This is a genomic window from Sinorhizobium sp. FG01 (assembly GCF_002531875.1).
In the GTDB taxonomy this organism is placed as follows: Bacteria; Pseudomonadota; Alphaproteobacteria; order Rhizobiales; family Rhizobiaceae; genus Sinorhizobium; species Sinorhizobium fredii_C.
Genome location: NZ_NWTB01000004.1, coordinates 289,166 through 306,390, shown reverse-complemented (window position 1 = coordinate 306,390; position 17,225 = coordinate 289,166). Strand labels below are relative to the sequence as shown.

21 protein-coding genes are annotated in these 17,225 nt (G+C 61.9%); 12 read left to right on the top strand and 9 right to left on the bottom strand.

Annotated elements, in window-relative coordinates; translation table 11 throughout:
* Positions 1-8: 8 nt before the first annotated feature.
* Entirely contained in the window at positions 9-899 is an 891-nt protein-coding gene (locus CO656_RS06930) for a LysR substrate-binding domain-containing protein (RefSeq protein WP_097525260.1), read from the bottom strand.
* A gap of 114 nt (positions 900-1,013) precedes the next feature.
* Between CO656_RS06930 and CO656_RS06925 the strand changes: the two genes are divergently transcribed.
* Positions 1,014-1,775: an SDR family oxidoreductase gene (locus tag CO656_RS06925; protein ID WP_097525259.1), complete on the top strand. Its 762-nt coding sequence runs from the start codon at positions 1,014-1,016 to the stop codon at positions 1,773-1,775.
* A gap of 369 nt (positions 1,776-2,144) precedes the next feature.
* Here CO656_RS06925 and CO656_RS06915 read toward each other — a convergent pair whose 3' ends face one another.
* Positions 2,145-3,347 (bottom strand): pyridoxal phosphate-dependent aminotransferase, encoded by a 1,203-nt coding sequence (locus CO656_RS06915; protein ID WP_097525258.1) that lies wholly within the window; start codon positions 3,345-3,347, stop codon positions 2,145-2,147.
* A 390-nt stretch (positions 3,348-3,737) separates the two neighbouring features.
* On the opposite strand from CO656_RS06915, the gene CO656_RS06910 reads away from it, so the two are divergent.
* From CO656_RS06910 to CO656_RS06900, 3 genes are all read left to right on the top strand, one after another.
* Positions 3,738-4,070, top strand: a complete 333-nt coding sequence (locus CO656_RS06910; protein ID WP_037415085.1) for a hypothetical protein — start codon at positions 3,738-3,740, stop codon at positions 4,068-4,070.
* Positions 4,060-4,299, top strand: coding sequence for a hypothetical protein (locus CO656_RS06905; RefSeq protein ID WP_097525257.1), 240 nt, complete (start codon positions 4,060-4,062; stop codon positions 4,297-4,299). Before CO656_RS06910 ends, CO656_RS06905 begins: the two co-directional genes overlap by 11 nt.
* Positions 4,300-4,432: 133 nt before the next feature.
* Entirely contained in the window at positions 4,433-5,617 is a 1,185-nt protein-coding gene (locus CO656_RS06900; protein ID WP_097525256.1) for a PQQ-dependent sugar dehydrogenase, read from the top strand.
* Positions 5,618-5,625: 8 nt separating this feature from the next.
* Here the strand turns inward: CO656_RS06900 and CO656_RS06895 are convergent, their stop codons facing one another.
* Entirely contained in the window at positions 5,626-6,090 is a 465-nt protein-coding gene (locus CO656_RS06895; protein WP_037415077.1) for a hypothetical protein, read from the bottom strand.
* Positions 6,091-6,222: 132 nt separating this feature from the next.
* Between CO656_RS06895 and CO656_RS06890 the strand changes: the two genes are divergently transcribed.
* From CO656_RS06890 to CO656_RS06880, 3 genes are all read left to right on the top strand, one after another.
* Entirely contained in the window at positions 6,223-7,125 is a 903-nt protein-coding gene (locus CO656_RS06890) for a DMT family transporter (protein ID WP_097525255.1), read from the top strand.
* Positions 7,126-7,776: 651 nt separating this feature from the next.
* Positions 7,777-7,992 carry a cold-shock protein gene (locus tag CO656_RS06885; RefSeq protein ID WP_037415073.1) on the top strand — a complete coding sequence of 72 codons (216 nt, stop codon included), beginning with the start codon at positions 7,777-7,779 and terminating at the stop codon, positions 7,990-7,992.
* Between the two features lie 150 nt (positions 7,993-8,142).
* Positions 8,143-8,556, top strand: a complete 414-nt coding sequence (locus CO656_RS06880) for a BA14K family protein (RefSeq protein ID WP_037415071.1) — start codon at positions 8,143-8,145, stop codon at positions 8,554-8,556.
* A gap of 179 nt (positions 8,557-8,735) precedes the next feature.
* On the opposite strand, the gene CO656_RS06875 is transcribed toward CO656_RS06880, so the two are convergent.
* Together CO656_RS06875 and CO656_RS30170 are read right to left on the bottom strand one after the other, a co-directional pair.
* Positions 8,736-9,377: an MBL fold metallo-hydrolase gene (locus tag CO656_RS06875; protein ID WP_037415069.1), complete on the bottom strand. Its 642-nt coding sequence runs from the start codon at positions 9,375-9,377 to the stop codon at positions 8,736-8,738.
* A gap of 87 nt (positions 9,378-9,464) precedes the next feature.
* Positions 9,465-9,626, bottom strand: a complete 162-nt coding sequence (locus tag CO656_RS30170; RefSeq protein ID WP_097525254.1) for a hypothetical protein — start codon at positions 9,624-9,626, stop codon at positions 9,465-9,467.
* A 216-nt stretch (positions 9,627-9,842) separates the two neighbouring features.
* Here CO656_RS30170 and CO656_RS06865 point away from each other — a divergent pair, with 216 nt between their 5' ends.
* The 4 genes from CO656_RS06865 (at position 9,843) to CO656_RS06850 (ending at position 13,632) form a co-directional block, all read left to right on the top strand.
* Entirely contained in the window at positions 9,843-10,466 is a 624-nt protein-coding gene (locus tag CO656_RS06865; RefSeq protein ID WP_097525253.1) for a DUF1236 domain-containing protein, read from the top strand.
* A 330-nt stretch (positions 10,467-10,796) separates the two neighbouring features.
* Positions 10,797-11,279, top strand: a complete 483-nt coding sequence (locus tag CO656_RS06860) for a MarR family transcriptional regulator (RefSeq protein WP_097525252.1) — start codon at positions 10,797-10,799, stop codon at positions 11,277-11,279.
* A 200-nt stretch (positions 11,280-11,479) separates the two neighbouring features.
* The gene (locus CO656_RS06855; protein ID WP_037387345.1) at positions 11,480-12,181 is read left to right on the top strand and encodes a response regulator transcription factor; all 702 of its coding nucleotides are present in this window, start codon (positions 11,480-11,482) and stop codon (positions 12,179-12,181) included.
* 71 nt (positions 12,182-12,252) lie between these two features.
* A complete protein-coding gene (locus tag CO656_RS06850) occupies positions 12,253-13,632 on the top strand; it encodes an ATP-binding protein (protein WP_037415061.1) in 1,380 nt (459 codons plus the stop codon).
* 155 nt (positions 13,633-13,787) lie between these two features.
* On the opposite strand, the gene CO656_RS06845 is transcribed toward CO656_RS06850, so the two are convergent.
* The 4 genes from CO656_RS06845 to CO656_RS06830 all read right to left on the bottom strand — a co-directional run bounded on the left by CO656_RS06845 (position 13,788) and on the right by CO656_RS06830 (position 16,193).
* Positions 13,788-14,129, bottom strand: coding sequence for a tRNA-binding protein (locus CO656_RS06845; protein ID WP_037415057.1), 342 nt, complete (start codon positions 14,127-14,129; stop codon positions 13,788-13,790).
* A 30-nt stretch (positions 14,130-14,159) separates the two neighbouring features.
* Positions 14,160-14,978: a pyrroline-5-carboxylate reductase gene (gene proC / locus CO656_RS06840; protein WP_037415054.1), complete on the bottom strand. Its 819-nt coding sequence runs from the start codon at positions 14,976-14,978 to the stop codon at positions 14,160-14,162.
* Between the two features lies 1 nt (position 14,979).
* On the bottom strand, positions 14,980-15,480 hold the full coding sequence (locus tag CO656_RS06835; protein WP_037415051.1) for a YbjN domain-containing protein: 501 nt from the start codon (positions 15,478-15,480) through the stop codon (positions 14,980-14,982).
* A gap of 428 nt (positions 15,481-15,908) precedes the next feature.
* The gene (locus CO656_RS06830) at positions 15,909-16,193 is read right to left on the bottom strand and encodes an accessory factor UbiK family protein (protein ID WP_037415293.1); all 285 of its coding nucleotides are present in this window, start codon (positions 16,191-16,193) and stop codon (positions 15,909-15,911) included.
* Between the two features lie 183 nt (positions 16,194-16,376).
* Between CO656_RS06830 and lgt the strand changes: the two genes are divergently transcribed.
* Positions 16,377-17,222 carry a prolipoprotein diacylglyceryl transferase gene (gene lgt / locus CO656_RS06825; protein WP_097525251.1) on the top strand — a complete coding sequence of 282 codons (846 nt, stop codon included), beginning with the start codon at positions 16,377-16,379 and terminating at the stop codon, positions 17,220-17,222.
* The last annotated feature ends 3 nt before the right edge of the window (positions 17,223-17,225 follow it).

The window sequence follows — 17,225 nt, the reverse complement described above, 5'->3', positions numbered from 1 at the left end:
CTTTTACTTCAGCCGTCGCCGAGCCGCTCCGCTATGAAGTCGATCGTCGCACGCACCGAAGGCAATTGGCCGCGACGATGTGGCATCAGGATCGTCGTCGTCACCTTGCCTGCAGTCCACTCCGGGAGGATGTGGACGAGTGCACCGCTTGCAATTTCCTCCTGACAGAGCGTGCCAGGCAGCGCGGTTATCCCAAGTCCTGCCAGCGCTGCCGCCAGCAGGACCCGGGATTCGTCCGCCACAAAGCGCGGATTGAGTGAGATCTGCACGCTCGTGCCGTCTTGGTGCTCGACCGTCCAGCCCTGCGAGGTAAGTGACGTCATCAGCCCATCGTGCTCCTGCAACGCCTCTGCTCGTGCAGGCACTCCGCGCTCTTGCAAATAAGCAGGCGCGGCGACGAGAAGTTTGCTCTGTGAGCCGACGCGACGCTGCACGAGACCAGAGTCCGGCAGGGGCGCGAAATGATCCCGCACCGCCATATCGAAGCCTTCCTGGACGATATCGACGAAGCGGTCAGTCGCGTGCAGGACGACGCGAAGCTTGGGATAGGCGAGAGCGAGTTCGGGCAATAGCGGGGCTAGCGAAAGCTGCGCCGTCGGAACGGAGGCCGTGATCCTGACAGCGCCGCTCGGTTCGGCAAGCCTGCCTTTGACGACATTTTCCGCCGCTTCGGCCTCCACCAGCATCGCCGCCGCGTGGCGGTAGAAATCTTCCCCCGTTTCAGTCACCGCGAACCGGCGCGAGGTCCGGTTTATGAGGCGGACGCCGAGGTTCCTCTCGAGCACCGCCACCCGCTTGCTGAGCGTCGATTTCGGCACGTTGAGCGCACGCGCCGCCGGCGCAAAACCTCCGTGGTCCACGACGTGGACAAAGAAAGTGAAGTCATTGAGATTCGCCATTGCCGTCATTGTCTGCAATTGTGGACGATATGTCCACGACCAGCCGTCTACCACAAGACCGTCCACGAATGCATCTCTTTCTCATCATTCAATCGAACCGAAGAGGAAGACATAATGGCGATTTATCAGGGTAAGAAGGCGATCGTGGTCGGCGGCACCCACGGTATGGGGCTGGCAACGGTCAGGCGCCTCGTCAATGGCGGCGCTGAAGTGCTCCTGACCGGACGCAACGAGGCGAATGTCGCCAAAGTCAGAGAGGAGTTCGGTCCGCGCGCGCACGCCGTGCGCTCGGATATCGCCGATCTCAGCGATATCGCGGTCCTTGGCGCCTCCGCCGGCCAGAAGCTCGGGGCCATCGACCTCCTCCACGTCAATGCCGGCATTTCCGAGCTTGAGCCCTTCGATCAGGTCAGCGAAGCCTCCTACGATCGCCAGTTCGCGGTCAACACCAAGGGCGCCTTCTTCACCGTCCAGCGGCTGGCGCCGCTGATCCGCGAGGGCGGCTCGATCGTCTTCACCTCCTCGGTTGCAGACGAGGGTGGGCATCCGGGCATGAGCGTCTACAGCGCCACCAAGGCCGCACTCGTCTCCTTCGCCTCGGTGCTGGCGGCAGAGCTCCTGCCGCGCCGCATCCGGGTCAACACGGTGAGTCCCGGCTTCGTCGACACGCCGACCAAGGGTGCAGCCGGCCTTACCGATGCGGAACGCGCCGAGTTCAAAGCGCTGGGCGATGCGATCACGCCGATGAAGCGCAACGGCACTGCCGACGAGGTGGCCCGCGCCGTGCTGTTCCTCGCCTTCGAGGCCACCTTCACAACGGGGGCAAAGCTCGCCGTCGACGGCGGCCTCGGGCAGAAGCTCTCAACGGCCGGTTGAAGCGAAACAGGAAAGGAAAAAGCATCACCAGGATTTTCGATCGACAGCGGTCAGCACCACCGCAACGTCGTCTCCGACACGGCAATGCAGACCATCCCGTTGACACTATAGTCCGTGGGAGCCGCGAGCAGGACCTCGCCCCGGACTTCATCGATGCCATGCGAAGGCTTGCCACCATGCGAGTCGACAGAGGCCAAAGCGGCGCCGCATCTCCGGCGTGATCGAACTGATCCGAAGGCGGAATGAATCGAATTTGAAAGAGTTAGGACTGCCGCCTGAGATGGGTTGTCCGGTCGTTGAATCGAAATCTGAGCACGAAAAAGCCCGCCGTGTCCGGCGGGCTTGATGTTTGTTGCTCTGTCCGGGGCTTTACTTGCAAGCGGCGCAGAAACGCTGGATGCGCCGGCAAGCCTCTTCCAGCAGCGCCTCGGAGGTCGCATAGGAGATGCGGAAGTTCGGGCCGAGGCCGAAGGCCGAACCATGCACCACCGCCACGCCTTCGATCTCGAGGAGCTCGGAGACGAAGTCCTCGTCGGTCTCGATGACCTTACCCGACGGGGCGGTCTTGCCGATGAGACCGGCGCAGGACGGATAGACGTAGAAGGCGCCTTCCGGCGTCGGGCAGGAAATGCCCTTCGCCTGGTTCAGCATCGACACGACGAGGTCGCGGCGGCCCTGGAAGATTTCCTTGTTGCGCGGAATGAAATCCTGCGAGCCGTTCAGCGCTTCGACGGCTGCCCATTGCGCTATCGAGGTGGCGCCCGAGGTCTGCTGGCCTTGGATCATGTCCATCGCCTTGATCAGCGGCAAGGGTCCGGCGGCATAGCCGATGCGCCAGCCGGTCATCGCATAGGCCTTGGAGACGCCGTTCATCGTCAGGGTGCGGTCGTAGAGGCCGGGCTCGACCTCGACCGGCGTCGCGAACTTGAAGTCACCATAAGTCAGGTGCTCGTACATGTCGTCCGTCAGCACCCAGACATGCGGATGTTTCATCAGCACATCCGTCAGCGCCTCCAGTTCGTCATGCGAATAGGCAGCGCCCGACGGGTTCGAGGGCGAGTTGAAGACGAACCACTTGGTCTTGGGCGTGATCGCCTTGTCGAGATCCTCGGCCTTGAGCTTGAAGTTGTTTTCCTGGGCCGTCGCGACGAAGACCGGCGTGCCGCCGCAAAGCGCCACCATCTCCGGATAGGAGACCCAGTAGGGAGCCGGGATCACGACTTCGTCGCCCGGGTTGAGCGTCGCCATGAAGGCGTTGAAAAGAATCTGCTTTCCGCCGGTGCCGACGATCGTCTGGGCGGCGGTGTAGTCGAGGTTGTTCTCGCGCTTGAATTTCTTGGCGATCGCCTCGCGCAGTTCCGGAATGCCCGAAACCGGCGTGTACTTCGTCTCGCCGCGGTTGATCGCGTCGATCGCCGCCTTCTTGATGTTGTCCGGCGTATCGAAATCCGGCTCGCCTGCTCCAAGACCGATGACATCGCGGCCTTTCGCCTTCAATTCGCGGGCTTTCTGCGAAACGGCGATGGTGGCGGAGGGCTTTACACGAGAAAGGGCATCGGCAAGGAAGGCCATGGTGTGAGGTCCTGATCGTTTCGAAACGGGCGTGAGACGCTACGGAACGGAAGACCGGCCTCCATAGCGGTTAGGTCTATGTCGAAAGACGCCCGGTCTTGCAAGCGCTCGATCGAGAAAAACGGCGGCCAAACCTCGCAAAATGCGTCACCATGACAAAGTTTCATCAAAGCGATCACGGCCGCAATGGATGACGGGCAATCCGGAACCTCCGTCCGCAATCTCACCGCCCCTCCGTGCCCCAGAAGACCGCCCCTCTTCACGCGTTTTCCCACGGCCCATATTTCGCCACAATAACTGTCGCAGAGCGCCGCAATTCCGTCCTTCAAGAGCCGATATCCAGGCGTCATGTCGTGTGATGCGAACGCATTGGCATCGTGGGGGTGTGCTATGTTTCTCGATGAAGAGATCGCTTCGACGCGAACCGGCCGAAACGAGGCGCGCTGGGGGTTTTATCTGGCGCTCGCGGCGCTCGCGGTCTGCATGGTGATGATCTTCGGCCTCGTGGTCGAGACGAAGGCCCAGGCGGCTTCCGCCGAGCCGGACCAGCAATCGGCGATGCTCGTCGTCGCCGAACCCGCCCCCGCGGCGGTGCTGGGCGAGCGGCAGATTGCCGTCGGCGCAACGCTGCTTGCCGCCGCGCTCACGGCCGGCACCGCTTTCGTCGTCAGCAACCGGATCGCCGCCTTAAGCAGGGCGAGAAGCAGGCGCCATGGCCGATAACGAAGACGATCTGCCCGAGCAACGCACCGGCTTCCTTGCCCGGCTGTCGGCGATCGAGACGATCATCGTCGCGATCATCGCCATGATTGCCCTTGCCGGCCTGATGCTGATCGGCAAGGGCTTTTACATGAAAGCGACCGCCGAGCTTTTTGACTTGGAAAGGCAGATGGCAAACCAGTCCTTGATTGGCACCAGCCGGTCGCTGCAGCCCTTTTTCGAGAGCTTGTAAAGGGGTCGCTGCAGCGCGCACGTCCGATAAAGCCGTTTTGATCGGATTTGACTTGAAGCTAAGGCGACTGGGCACCAGTTTCTCTCCTGACCTGTAATGGCGGTCATGCAGGAGCTTGGGAGCGTCGAATTGCATGTGGCACTGGGCAAAAATCAAACCGAGCGAAATCCCCGTGACGCTCCTTTCGGCCGCCCTGCCTGTGGCCGCGGCTCTGTTCCTTTCCGCCGCTCTGCCTGCCGCTGCACAAGAGGCCCGGGAATTCCAGACACAGACGGGGACCGTCCTTGTCGAGACACTCGCGCACGGCCTCCAGCATCCCTGGGCGGTCGAAGTCCTGCCCGATGGGGCGCTTATCGTCACCGAGCGGCCGGGCCGGCTCCGCATCCTGCGCGACGGCAAGCTCTCGTCCGCGGTCGAAGGCCTTCCTGATGTCGCCGAACATGGCCAGGGAGGCCTGCTCGACGTCGCGCTCGACCCGCAATTTTCCGCCAACCGCACCCTTTACCTCACTTTCGCGGCCCGAGGCGACGGCGGTTATGGCACCGCTCTGGCGCGAGCGACGCTCTCCGACGACGAGCGAAGGCTGACGGACGTCAAGGAGATCTTTCGGATGAACCGGTTCACGCGGGCTGGCCAGCATTTCGGCTCCCGCATCGCCATCGACCGCGACGGCAGCCTGTTCTTCGGCATCGGCGACCGCGGCGATGGCGAGCGGGCTCAGGACCCGCGCGACCATGCCGGCGCCATCCTGCACATCAACGCCGATGGCTCCGTCCCCTCCTCCAACCCCTATCGCGGCGGTACCGAGGGCCTGCCGGAGATCTGGTCGAAGGGCCACCGCAATCCCCAGGGCCTCACCTTCGATACGGCCGACGGCAAGCTCTTGACCGTCGAGCACGGGGCGCGCGGCGGCGATGAAGTGAACAACCCGCAGCCGGGCAAGAACTATGGCTGGCCGGTGATCACCTACGGTAAAGACTATTCCGGCGCAGAAATCGGCGAAGGTACCGCCAAGGAAGGCTTGGAGCAGCCGCTTTACTACTGGGATCCTTCGATCGCCCCCGGCGCGCTCGCGGTCTATCGCGGCACCATGTTTCCGGAATGGAACGGCGACCTGCTGGTCGCGGCGCTGAAATACCAGTTGCTGGCCCGGCTCGAGCGCGACGACACCGGGGCGATCACGTCCGAGGAGCGGCTGTTCGACGGCGAGTTCGGCCGCATCCGCGATGTGATCGTCGCGCCGGACGGCGCCCTGCTGATGGTGACCGACGAGCAGAATGGCGCGGTCCTCAGGGTCTCGAAGGCCCCGACCCAATGAGGCGCGCTTCAGAGCGAGGCCCTGATCTCCTTTCGGAACATAAACTTCAGCCCCGACCACACCGCGTCCACGGCGCAGACCTTCACGTCGACGAGGCCGAGCGGCAGGAAGATGTCCCGAAGCGCATCCTCGGTCAACGTCGTCGCAACGCCTGAGGCGCGCTTGGGCCAGGATACCCAAAGCATGCCGTCTGGCTTTAGCCGGCGAGCCAGGGCAGTCGCCCGTGCTTCGAGTCCCGCCCTCTCCGTATCGAAGCTGTGAATGTAATCGAACCGGCGCGAGACCGTCCCCTCAATCGAGGTGACGAGATGGGCAAACCCGGGAAAAGCGGCAATCTCCTGCAGATGCTCAGGCACATAGAGAAGCAGCGCCGCCTGCCCGCCGCGCAGGCCGAGCTTCTTTTGAAGCGGCGTGCCCGAATAGCCCGCCGCGTTCATATGCGTTTCAATCCGTTCGGCATCGTCGCGTCGCATCGTCGTCGTGCCAGCTCTGGGCGTCGAGGATGAGACTTGCGCCAGGAAAACGCAACTGATAGAGCGGCGGCGCAATCAAGAGGCGAAGTTGCCTTTATTGCTTTCCGCCCAGTCTCGCCCCGGGAGCCCTCCGTGACTCGCATCCAGGCCAACCTTTTCCTGTTGCTGTCCGGCGCGATCTGGGGCGCAGGATTCGTAGCCCAGTCTACCGCGATGCAGGCGATCGGACCGCTCTCGTTCATCGGCTTGCGTTTCGCAATTGCCACCCTGGTGGCCTTGCCCCTGGCACTGGTCGAGGCCCGACGCGCCACGGCGCCGCTGCCGCATGCGGCCATGCGCAACTTCATCCTTGTCGGGCTGGCGCTGTTCGGCGGAGCGGTGACGCAACAATACGGGCTGCTCACAACCACCGTCACCAATTCCGGCTTCTTGACCGGCCTCTACGTCATCTTCGTGCCTGTCCTGACGGTCGTCTTCCTGCGCCGACGGCCGCACTGGATCATCTGGCCGGCGGCGCTGATGGCGAGTTTCGGCATTTTTCTCTTGAGCGGCGGCACCCTGTCGGGACTGAACCGCGGAGATCTGCTGACCATCGTCTGTGCCTTCTTCTGGGCGATTCAAGTTTTGCTGATCGGCGTCTTCGCCGCAGCCACCGGGCGGCCGATGCTGCTGTCGATGACGCAATTTGCCGTATGTGCCGTTTCAGGAATCCTGCTCGCCGCCGCCTTTGAGCCCTTGAGTCTCGATCGCATCGCGGCCGCCCTGCCGCAGATTCTCTATGCGGGTGTGTTTTCGAGCGGCATCGCCTTCATTTGCCAGGTGGTCGGCCAGCGCTATACGACGGCACCGCAAGCGGCGATCTTCCTGTCCAGCGAAGCGCTTTTCGCGGCGCTTTTCGGCGTGCTGCTGCTGGACGAGGTCATCACCCCGAGCGGCTATCTCGGCTGTATCGTCATCTTCGCGGCGATGCTCGTCGTCGAACTCGTGCCGGAATTGGCGAAGCGGCGCCGCCGGGCGGCAGGGGCCGCCGCTTAGACCAGCAAGATTTAGCTACATTGGGAGCCAAGCTGGACTTACTATATTACTTATTACTGTACACAACCGCTCTACTTTGCGCCAAAATGGATCAGCATGCGGTGGAGCCGAGCAACGGCCAAAGTTCTTTGCATTTTTTCTGCAAGATTATTCGTCGCCTGCCCGAGCGTCGGCTCTCCTTGAAGGATGAGCCTTATCAGAGGGTTGCGACTCCCATGACGAACTGCCCAACATAGAGGCATGCTTGCAAGCGACATGATATGGCGCAAAAAATCCACTGCCTGCAACGGCCCATCAAAAAGCTGTGGATTCAACGGCTTGCAGCGCCTCCCGAATATCTTCCGCCGCCGGCCGAATTGATCTGTTTTTGAGCAATGAGAAGACTCAATACCTCGCCGGAAAAGTTTTGCTTGCCAATTCAAAATAAACTGATCACTCTTACTGTGTTCGGGCAATTTGCGAACGCGGGAAGATCTTGAAATAAATGCGAGCCGGAGACGCAAGCCACTCCGGGCGGTGAATCTGGGCCCACCAGGTCCGTCGCGATAACAGGACCCTTTCCTCAATTGTCGAGAACTGCCTGCCCCACGCCCTTCTGGGCAAAACTGTAATGCCACCCTTCGACCGGGTGGAGAGAAAAGGACCTGACGCATGGCCGAAACTGGCACTGTTAAATTCTTCAACACCGACAAAGGCTTTGGCTTCATCAAGCCGGAAAATGGTGGTGCAGATATCTTCGTACATATTTCAGCCGTACAGGCCTCGGGCCTGAGCGGTCTCAGCGAGAACCAGAAAGTCTCCTTCGATACCGAGCCGGATCGCCGCGGCAAGGGACCGAAGGCGGTCAACCTGCAGATCGTCGGCTAACGCCGCGCTCTGTCAATAATTGCATTTGTAGCCCGGCATTTTTGCCGGGTTTTTTCGTTCAGGCTCCGTTCAGTTTGGGCTATATACAGTCTTGCTCATCATGAAAGCCGGGCCTTCAGTCCGGTTCCTCCATGCACAGGATTGAAGCCCATGAACAAGTTCCTCAAAGCAACCGTTCTCTCGCTCGCCGCGGCCGCCATGGTCCTCCCAACGTTCGGCACGGCCCAGGCAGGCGACGATCACGATGATGCGTGGGCAGCAGGCGCAGTGGGTCTGGTGACAGGCACGCTTATCGGAACCGCGATCGGTTCACAGCCCCGCTACAGCGAACCGGTTTATATCGATCCGGAGCCGGAATATTACGAGCCGCGTCCGGTTTACCAGCCCCGCCCCGTCTACCGGGCCCGCCCGGTCTATCGTCAGGTTGTCGTCGACAGCTACGATCTTGAACCCTGGACTCCGGCTTGGTACCGCTATTGCTCGCAGCGCTACCGCTCCTTCGATCCGGAGAGCGGCACCTTCGTCGGTTACGACGGCCGCAGCCATTTCTGCACGGCCGGCTGATCAGAGCGTCGCCCAATTTTAGACGAGAACCCCGTGCCTCATACGAGTCACGGGGTTTTCTAGCGCATCGGCCCGAAAATCGGAATCGATTTTCGGAAAGCACGATATGTAGATTCAGAGTGTTACAGCGTCCTTTGCGCGTCTGAAAAGACGCGCGGCGCTGTAAGCCTGTAATCCGATCAGAGCCCGCGCAGATATGGGTTGCTACGGCGCTCCTCGCCGATCCGGCCGCCCGGTCCGTGGCCGCAGATGAAACCGACGTCATCGCCGAGCGGCAGGATCTTGTCGCGGATGGAATCGAGAAGTTGTTGATGGTCGCCGCCGGGCAGGTCGGTGCGGCCGATCGAGCCGTGGAACAGCACGTCGCCGACATGGGCGAAGCTCTGCGCACGGTTGAAGTAGACGACATGGCCGGGCGCATGGCCGGGGACGTGCAGCACTTCGAAGACGTGATTGCCGAAGGAGACCGTGTCCCCGTCTTCCAGCCATTGGTCCGGCAGGACGTTCTGCACCTTCATCGCCAGGCCGAAACGCTCCGCCTGGCCCTCCAGCCGTTCGAGCAGCGGCCGGTCGTCCTTGTGCGGACCGATGATCTTGAGCTCCAGCGCCTCCTTCAATTCCTTGGCGCCGCCGGCATGATCGATATGACCGTGTGTGAGCCAGATCGCCTGCAGCTCGATGCCGTTTTCGCGGATCGTCTGCAGGATGACGTCGACGTCGCCACCGGGATCGACAATCACGCCTTCCTTCGTCTCGCTGTCGAACAGCACCGTGCAGTTCTGCTGAAAATGCGTAACCGGGATGATGCCCGCCTGTAACATGCCGACCGTGCCTCGTTCTTCCTTAGCTGTGGGCGGTGTCGCCGCCAGGTCACCTATAGCGGGATATGAGGCCGGAGACAGCGCAAATCAGCGAAGCGCGACAATTTCCGTTCTGTTCGACTCGGTCGGCAATTGCACGGTTGTGAGCAACAGAATGGATACGGCAAGTTTCGCCGCCACGACAACAAAGACCAGCGGACGCAGCCGCTGTGCAGTGAGTTCGGCCTCGTCGATGGTCTCATGCTGCATGGTCCGGACTCCCGGTGAGAACGCCCTTGGTCAGAAGGCGTGACTTCGTCCAACCTTCAGCGGGCGCGGCGATCTCTCAGTCGAAGCGCTCCACCGTCGGCCGAAGCAACGCTCGGCGGCAGCAATATGTTTCATGTTCACATTTCCTGATGTCACGCCGGGAACATCCGAGGCGTACGGGGCGTTTGGCCCGCATCATAGAAGAGGAGCAAGACAATGAAGACCCTCTCCCCCCACCTGTTGAAAGCGGTCGCGGCAGCGGGTTTGATCCTCGCTGCGGGCGTCTCCGCCGCCGCTGCGGCAATGAGCGCGACGGCAGTGACCGATCTCAACGTACGCGCCGGCCCCGGCCCGCAATATCCGGTCGTTGGCCTGGCGGCGCGCGGCAGCACGACCGTGCTCGAGGGCTGCATCGAAGGCAGCCTGTGGTGCCGGGTCAATGTCGGCGGCGTCAGCGGCTGGGCCTATGCCAAATATCTCGCAATGGCCCAGAGCGGCTCGACGGTGGTAATTTCCGAGCGGCGCGCTGAACTCGGCGTCCCGGTCGTGACCTACGAGGCGACCGGCAGCACGGTGGCCACCCCGACCGAACCGCTTGAGTTGATCGGGCCGGTCGAAGAGGTCGATGCCATCACCCCGCCTCCGGCAGTAGGCACCTACATCACTTCCAACCCGGTGGACCCGGTCTATCTCGATGGCGAGGTGGTTCTCGGCGCGACGCTGCCGAGCACCGTGGCCGTCCGGCCGATCCCGGAGTACAACTACGAATACGTGATGGTAAACGGGCAGCCTGTGCTTGTTGAACCCTCGACACGTCGGATAGTCTACATCTATCGCTGACGTTCAATCGTAGTGGACGTGATTAAGTCGCAGCGCGTCGTGAACGCGCTGCGACGCATTTCCGTGTCAGTCTCCCGCCGAGCCTCAACAATCTCCCAACCTCACGGTGCGCATCGACCTATTCTGCCGCAGACGGTTCGACTCGCCGGTAGAATTGTGTCAACAAAGCTGACACTTCTTTCTATTATGTCGCTAGTGGACGTTTTCTTAAATCCCAGTCGATTTAAGGATTAAGAGCATGCAGCCTTCAAAGTGCCACAGCGAGCTTTGCGCGTCCTATAAGACGCACGGCGCTGGAGGTGCAATCTGCCGGGAAAGGAAAGTGACCGCGTGGCCGGCCAAACTAGGGACAACAGCCAGTACATGACAGATGTCACCCGCAAGGAGGAAGACACGATCGATTTTGAGATTATCGAGCTGCTGTTTTTCGCCTATCGCGACTTCACCGGCGATCCGGACGCCATTCTCGAAAAGAGCGGTTTCGGGCGCGCCCACCACCGCGTCGTGCACTTCGTCAATCGAGAGCCGGGCATGACCGTGGCCGATCTTCTCGACACGTTGAAGATCACCAAGCAGAGCCTTGCCCGTGTCCTCAAGCAACTGATCGACTCAGGCTATATTCGTCAGGTGGCCGGTCCGGAGGACAGGCGCCAACGCATGCTCTATACGACGAAAGACGGCCAGGCACTGGCGCGAGCACTCGCCGAGCCACAGTCCCGCCGCATAGCGGATGCATTGGCGAAGACGGGTCCCGGCGCGCGGGAAATCGTCAAGCGGTTTCTCGTCAACATGAAGAACAGCGCCGCGGACTGATACCGGGGCTCCGCCTAGGATTTTATTAGGATTAACGGATAAACCCCTGGAATCAGGGAATGGGGCGACCGCGGCGCATCTGCTTCAATGCGCGGTCACTCAAATTCGGGAGGAGGACGCGGCTGTGATCCGGTTCGGTTCGATCGCAGTCGCGCACCGCAGGGGAAATAAGGCTCTGCCGAGAAAAGGGTTTGCCAAGCATGATTGCCAAAGCGAAAGTGGCCGATGACGCGGCGCACCTTCTGATCGTGGATGACGACCGACGCATTCGCGACCTGCTGAACCGCTTTCTGGTGGAACAGGGGTTTCGCGTGACAACGGCGGCCGATGCCGGCGAAGCGAGGCGAAAGCTCATCGGGCTCGATTTCGATCTCCTGATCGTCGACGTGATGATGCCCGGCGAAAGCGGCATCTCGCTGACCCAGAGCTTGAGACACATCAAGACCGTACCGATCATCATGCTGACGGCACTCGCAGAAGCGAATTCCCGCATCGAAGGTCTTGAGGCGGGCGCCGACGACTACTTGCCGAAACCCTTCGAGCCGCGTGAGCTCGTGCTCAGGATCAATAACATATTGCGTCGGAACCAGCCCACACAGGCGCCGAAGGTCGATCAGGTCATCTTCGGCCCCTATACGTTTTCGGTGGTGCGCAAGGAGCTTCGCCGCGGCGCCGAGCACATCCGGCTGACCGACCGCGAACAGGAGATCATGACCCTGTTTTCGCAACGCGCCGGCGAAACCATTCCACGCCACGAATTGATCGGCGACGACGCCGAGGTCGGCGAACGGACGATCGACGTGCAGATCAACCGGCTGAGGCGCAAAATCGAGGACGATCCCTCCAATCCCGTCTGGCTGCAGACGGTGCGCGGCATCGGCTATCGTTTGAGTGTGGACTAGTCTAGGTTCAAGACGAGCGGGATGCCACACCTGTTCAACAAAGGACCGCTTCGGCAACGACTGAGACGACGATGGTAAGCCTCGACAGCCTCAGGCGCACAAGATCGAACAGCGCCGACAGCGCCTGGAAGCGCCTGATCCGCTGGCTGCGTCGCCGCCTGCCGATGGGTCTCTACGCCCGCTCGCTGCTCATTGTCGTGATTCCCATGGTGTTGCTGCAGTCGGTCGTCGCCTTCGTCTTCATGGAGCGGCACTGGCAGCTCGTCACGCAGCGTCTCTCGGCCGCGGTCACCAACGACATCGCGGCTATCGTCGACCTGATCACGACCTTCCCGCAGGACGGCGACATAGATCGGATCGTCCGGATCGCCCGCGACGAGCTCGACCTCAACATCGCCGTCGAGCCGGGCGGAGAACTGCCGCCACCCCGGCCCAAACCCTTCTTCGAGATCCTCGACCAGATCCTCAGCGAGGAGATTTCGAACCAGATCCGCCTTCCCTTCTGGATCGATACGGTCGGCAACTCGAAGATCGTCGAGATCCGCATCAAGCTCGAAGACGGCCGTATCCTCCGTGTCTATGCGCGGCGCAACCAGGCCTATGCGTCGAACACCCATATCTTTCTCGTCTGGATGGTCGGCGCGTCGCTCGTCCTGCTGGCGATCGCAATCCTGTTCCTGCGTGGACAAATCCGCCCGATCCTGGCGCTCGCCAATGCCGCCGAAAGTTTCGGCAAGGGACAGAAGATCGATGACTTCGCCCCACGCGGCGCCGAAGAGATCCGCCGCGCCGGCCTGGCCTTCATCCTGATGCGCGAACGCATCGAACGCCAGATCGAACAGCGCACCGCGATGCTGACCGGTGTCAGTCACGATCTGCGCACCATCCTGACGCGCTTCAAGCTGCAACTGGCGCTCGCCGGCGACACTCCGGACCCCAGCCTCAACCAGGACGTCGAGGACATGCAGAACATGCTGGAAGGCTATCTCGCCTTTGCCCGCGGCGAGGCGGAGGAAGACGTCGGCGAGTTGAAGCTCAGCGACCTGATGGCGCGGCTCTTGGCAGAGGCCGAGCTTTACGGCAAGACCCTGACCACCTCGATCGAGGGAGAGGACAACATTCGCGTCCGGCCGAACGCCTTCACGCGTCTTGTCGCCAACCTGGTATCGAACGCCTACCGCTATGCCGACACGGTTCGGATCGACGCCCGCCATACCGCCAAATGGCTGACGATCACCATCGACGATGACGGTCCCGGCATTCCGGAGCCCTCGCGCGAGGATGTCTTCAAGCCGTTCTTCCGCCTGGACGAGGCGCGCAATCTCGACAGTTCCGGCACTGGCCTTGGCCTCGCCATTGCGCGCGACATCGCCCGAAGCCATGGCGGCAACGTCACCCTCGGCGACAGCCCGCTTGGAGGGCTGCGCGCCACAGTGCGCGTCCCGACGTGAACCCTCCCGGAGCTGTTAAAATTAGCGCGAATAGTCTACAGCGCCGCGCGTCTTATCAGACGCGCAAAGGTCGCTGTAACACTTTGAATTGCTGTAGGTCAGACCGCGCCGTTCGTTGAAACGGCGCCAAGTTCTATCTCAAACGCCATGCCTCTTCACATCAGCTTTCTGCCGTTCGGAACGGGCTTGTCGGTCGCGGCCAGCACGATCGCGCCCTCTTCGTCTGCAAAGCCGAGCGTCAGGACCTCGGAGCGGACGGGCCCGATCTGACGCGGGGGGAAATTGACTACGCCCAGCACCTGCCGGCCGACGAGATCTTCCGGCTTGTAGTGCACGGTGATCTGTGCAGACGACCTTTTTATGCCGATCTCGGCACCGAAATCGATTCTGAGCTTGTAGGCGGGCTTGCGCGCCTCGGGAAAGACCTCGGCCTCGATGATCGTGCCGACGCGGATATCCACGCGCTCGAAATCGCAAAATTCAATGAGGTCCGCCATCAAAATACCTTTGGAAATCCGGCCGGCCGCTTAACCGGCCAGTTCTTCGGCGCGCTTGCGCGCTGCCGCGATGGCCTTGTCGAAAAGCGGCTGCATGCCGTCGTCCGCCATCAGGACGGCGAGTGCGGCGGCGGTCGTGCCGCCCGGCGACGTGACGTTCTGGCGAAGGCGTGCGGCGTCGTCGGGGGACTGATGTAGGAGTTCACCAGCCCCCGCGACGGTTTCCCGAGCGAGCCGCATGGCAAGGTCCGCCTGGAGGCCGAGCTTACGCCCAGCCTCCGCCATGCACTCGACGAGATAGAAGACGTAGGCCGGTCCGCTGCCGGAAACCGCAGTCACTGTATCGATGTCGGCTTCGCTGGCAACCCATTCGACCGGCCCGCTGACCTTCAGGAGATCATGAACCAGCCCGCGTTGCTTTTCGGTCACGCGGGCATTGGCGAAAGCGCCCGTGACGCCGCGACCTATCATGGCCGGCGTGTTCGGCATCGCCCGCACGGTCGCCGCTTCGCCGAGATGGCGCTCGATGAAAGCAAGCGTCTTGCCGGCCGCGACGGAGACGATCACTGTGCCGGATCCGACGAGCCCCTTCAGCGGCGGGAGTGCCGCTTCCATGACTTGCGGCTTGACGGCGAGAAAGATCACACTTGCCTTGACGCCCTGCGGGACGGCGGCCGCATGAGCCACGCCGTTTTCGGCGATGAGTTTTTGCATGGCCGGGGGTGGGCCCGGATCGACGACGAGAACATCGCCGCCGCTGACACCGCTCTTGATCCAGCCGCCGAGCATGGCGCCGCCCATGTTGCCGGCGCCGACCAGGACGATGGGACCGGAAACGGCGATGCTCATCTCATGCCTCCCCAACAGTCGCGAACAGGACAGTATCGACGGCGCGCTGCGCGTCCATCCCGGACCAGACGACGAATTGGAACGCCTGGAAATAGGTTTCGCAGGCGTCGAGCGCGCTCGACAAAAGCACTTCCACCTGCCGGTTTGTCGGCTCGGCGCCGCCGGCAAGCAACAGAGATTGCCGGAAGATGATGACCTCTTCTTGGCGCCAGAGATCGAAATGTCCCATCAGGACCTGGCCGTTGATCTGGGAGAGCAGGCGGATCACCTCGTTGACGCGGCTATCCGGAACCTTGATGTCGAAGGCGCAGGCAAGATGCAGCGCCTCGAACTCCTCCATCCAGGAAAAGGAAACGTGATAGTCCGCCCACCGGCCCTCGACCGTCATGGCGATCTCGTCCTCGCCCGACCGCTCGAAGGACCAGTCATTGTTGGCGGCGACGAACTCGATCATATCGACCGGGTTGGACTGGCGCTCGACTTCCATTTCCAAAAGGCTCATGCATCACCCTAAAGGCACGGCGCAAGGCGCGCGAGGTCACGTTCACAAGACGCAACGCTGCAAACCCGACACCGGATACCGACACACTCTGATTGCTGGACCTGCGGTTATCCTGGCTTACTTACCCTGCCCGGAGCTTGCGTGGCCCGTTTCGAATCATCATTTAAAATCAGTGTATAACGGCAGAGTCACCCTGCCAGCCCCTGAGCCGAAAAATTGCAGGGAAGACCTCTCGTCGCGTTAGGATTTCGATTCAGCGGGGATGCTTAAACGACTCTGCGATAAGGGTTTTTTGGCAGTGTCCACAGGTGGAAAACTTTTCAGCTTTCATTAACCCTGAAGCTGACGCAGCGACTGCCGCGTGAAAAGGCGACTCGGCTGCGGAGAAGCAGCTCGAAGGCGGCATCCAATCGTATGCTGGCCGGAAATTACTTGCCGGTGGTGATGTCGCCGACCGGTTCTGTCGCGGCAAGGCGCGCTTCGAGCGCTGCGATCCGGGCGAGCAGGGCGTCGTTTTCGTCGCGCGCCCTGGCAGCCATCTCCTTGACGGCCTCGAACTCCTCGCGCTTCACCACGTCGAGCGAATTCAGCCAGCCTTCGGCCTGGGCGCGAAAGGCCGTCTCGACCTCCCGCCGTACGCCCTGGGCCGCACCGGCAGCATCCGTCATCAATCTCGCAAGATCATCGAGAATGCGGTTGGCCCCTGTGCTCATCGTATTCGTCTCCATTTCGCTCGCGCCCCATGGGCGAGCCCTGTCATTTTCAGGTAGGGTCGCGCGCACGAGGATGCAAGGAAAATCAGAGCCTGCGACGGGAAGAACGGGAGAGCCGCTTGACCCCGCCTGCTTCGATCGCCATGTTCCGCCCAACCGATAGGCCCGGCATGAGAGAAGACCTTGGAAACACTTGCTACCCGCCTCGCCATTCTCCCCTTTCCCGAAATCGATCCCGTCATCTTCACGATCGGGCCCCTCGCCGTCCACTGGTATGGGCTGGCCTATGTCGCCGGGATCCTGCTCGGCTGGTTCTATGCCCGACGCCTGGTCCAGAATGCCCCGCTCTGGCGCAACGATACCGCCCCTCTCACTCTGGCGCAGCTTGATGATTTCCTGCTCTGGGCAGCCGGCGGCATCGTGCTTGGCGGGCGCCTTGGCTACATTCTCTTCTACGATCTCGGCACGGTGCTGCAGGACCCGATTCGGGCCGTCGAAATCTGGAACGGCGGCATGTCCTTCCATGGCGGTCTTCTGGGCACGACGCTGGCGATGATCGTGTTTGCCCGTAGGAACGCCATTCCCGTCTGGAGCCTGTTCGACGTCGTCGCCGCCGTCGTGCCGATCGGCCTTCTCTTCGGCCGCATTGCCAATTTCATCAACGGCGAGCTCTGGGGCCGGCTTTCGTCCATGCCGTGGGCGGTCGTCTTCCCGACCGGAGGGCCGTTCCCGCGCCACCCGAGCCAACTTTACGAGGCTCTTCTCGAGGGCGTCCTGCTTCTCGTCGCCCTCGCCTATTTCGTCTATCGCAGCAAAGCCCTGAAGACGCCCGGCTTCGTCACCGGCGCCTTTGCCTGCGGTTACGCCTTAAGCCGCATTTTCGTCGAATTCTTCCGCGAACCGGACGCGCAGATCGGCTATCTTGCCGGCGGCTGGCTGACCATGGGCATGGTGCTCTCGCTGCCGCTGGCTCTCGCCGGGATCTGGGCGATGGCGCGGGCGCGCAGGGCGGCAACCGCAGCCGCATAACTG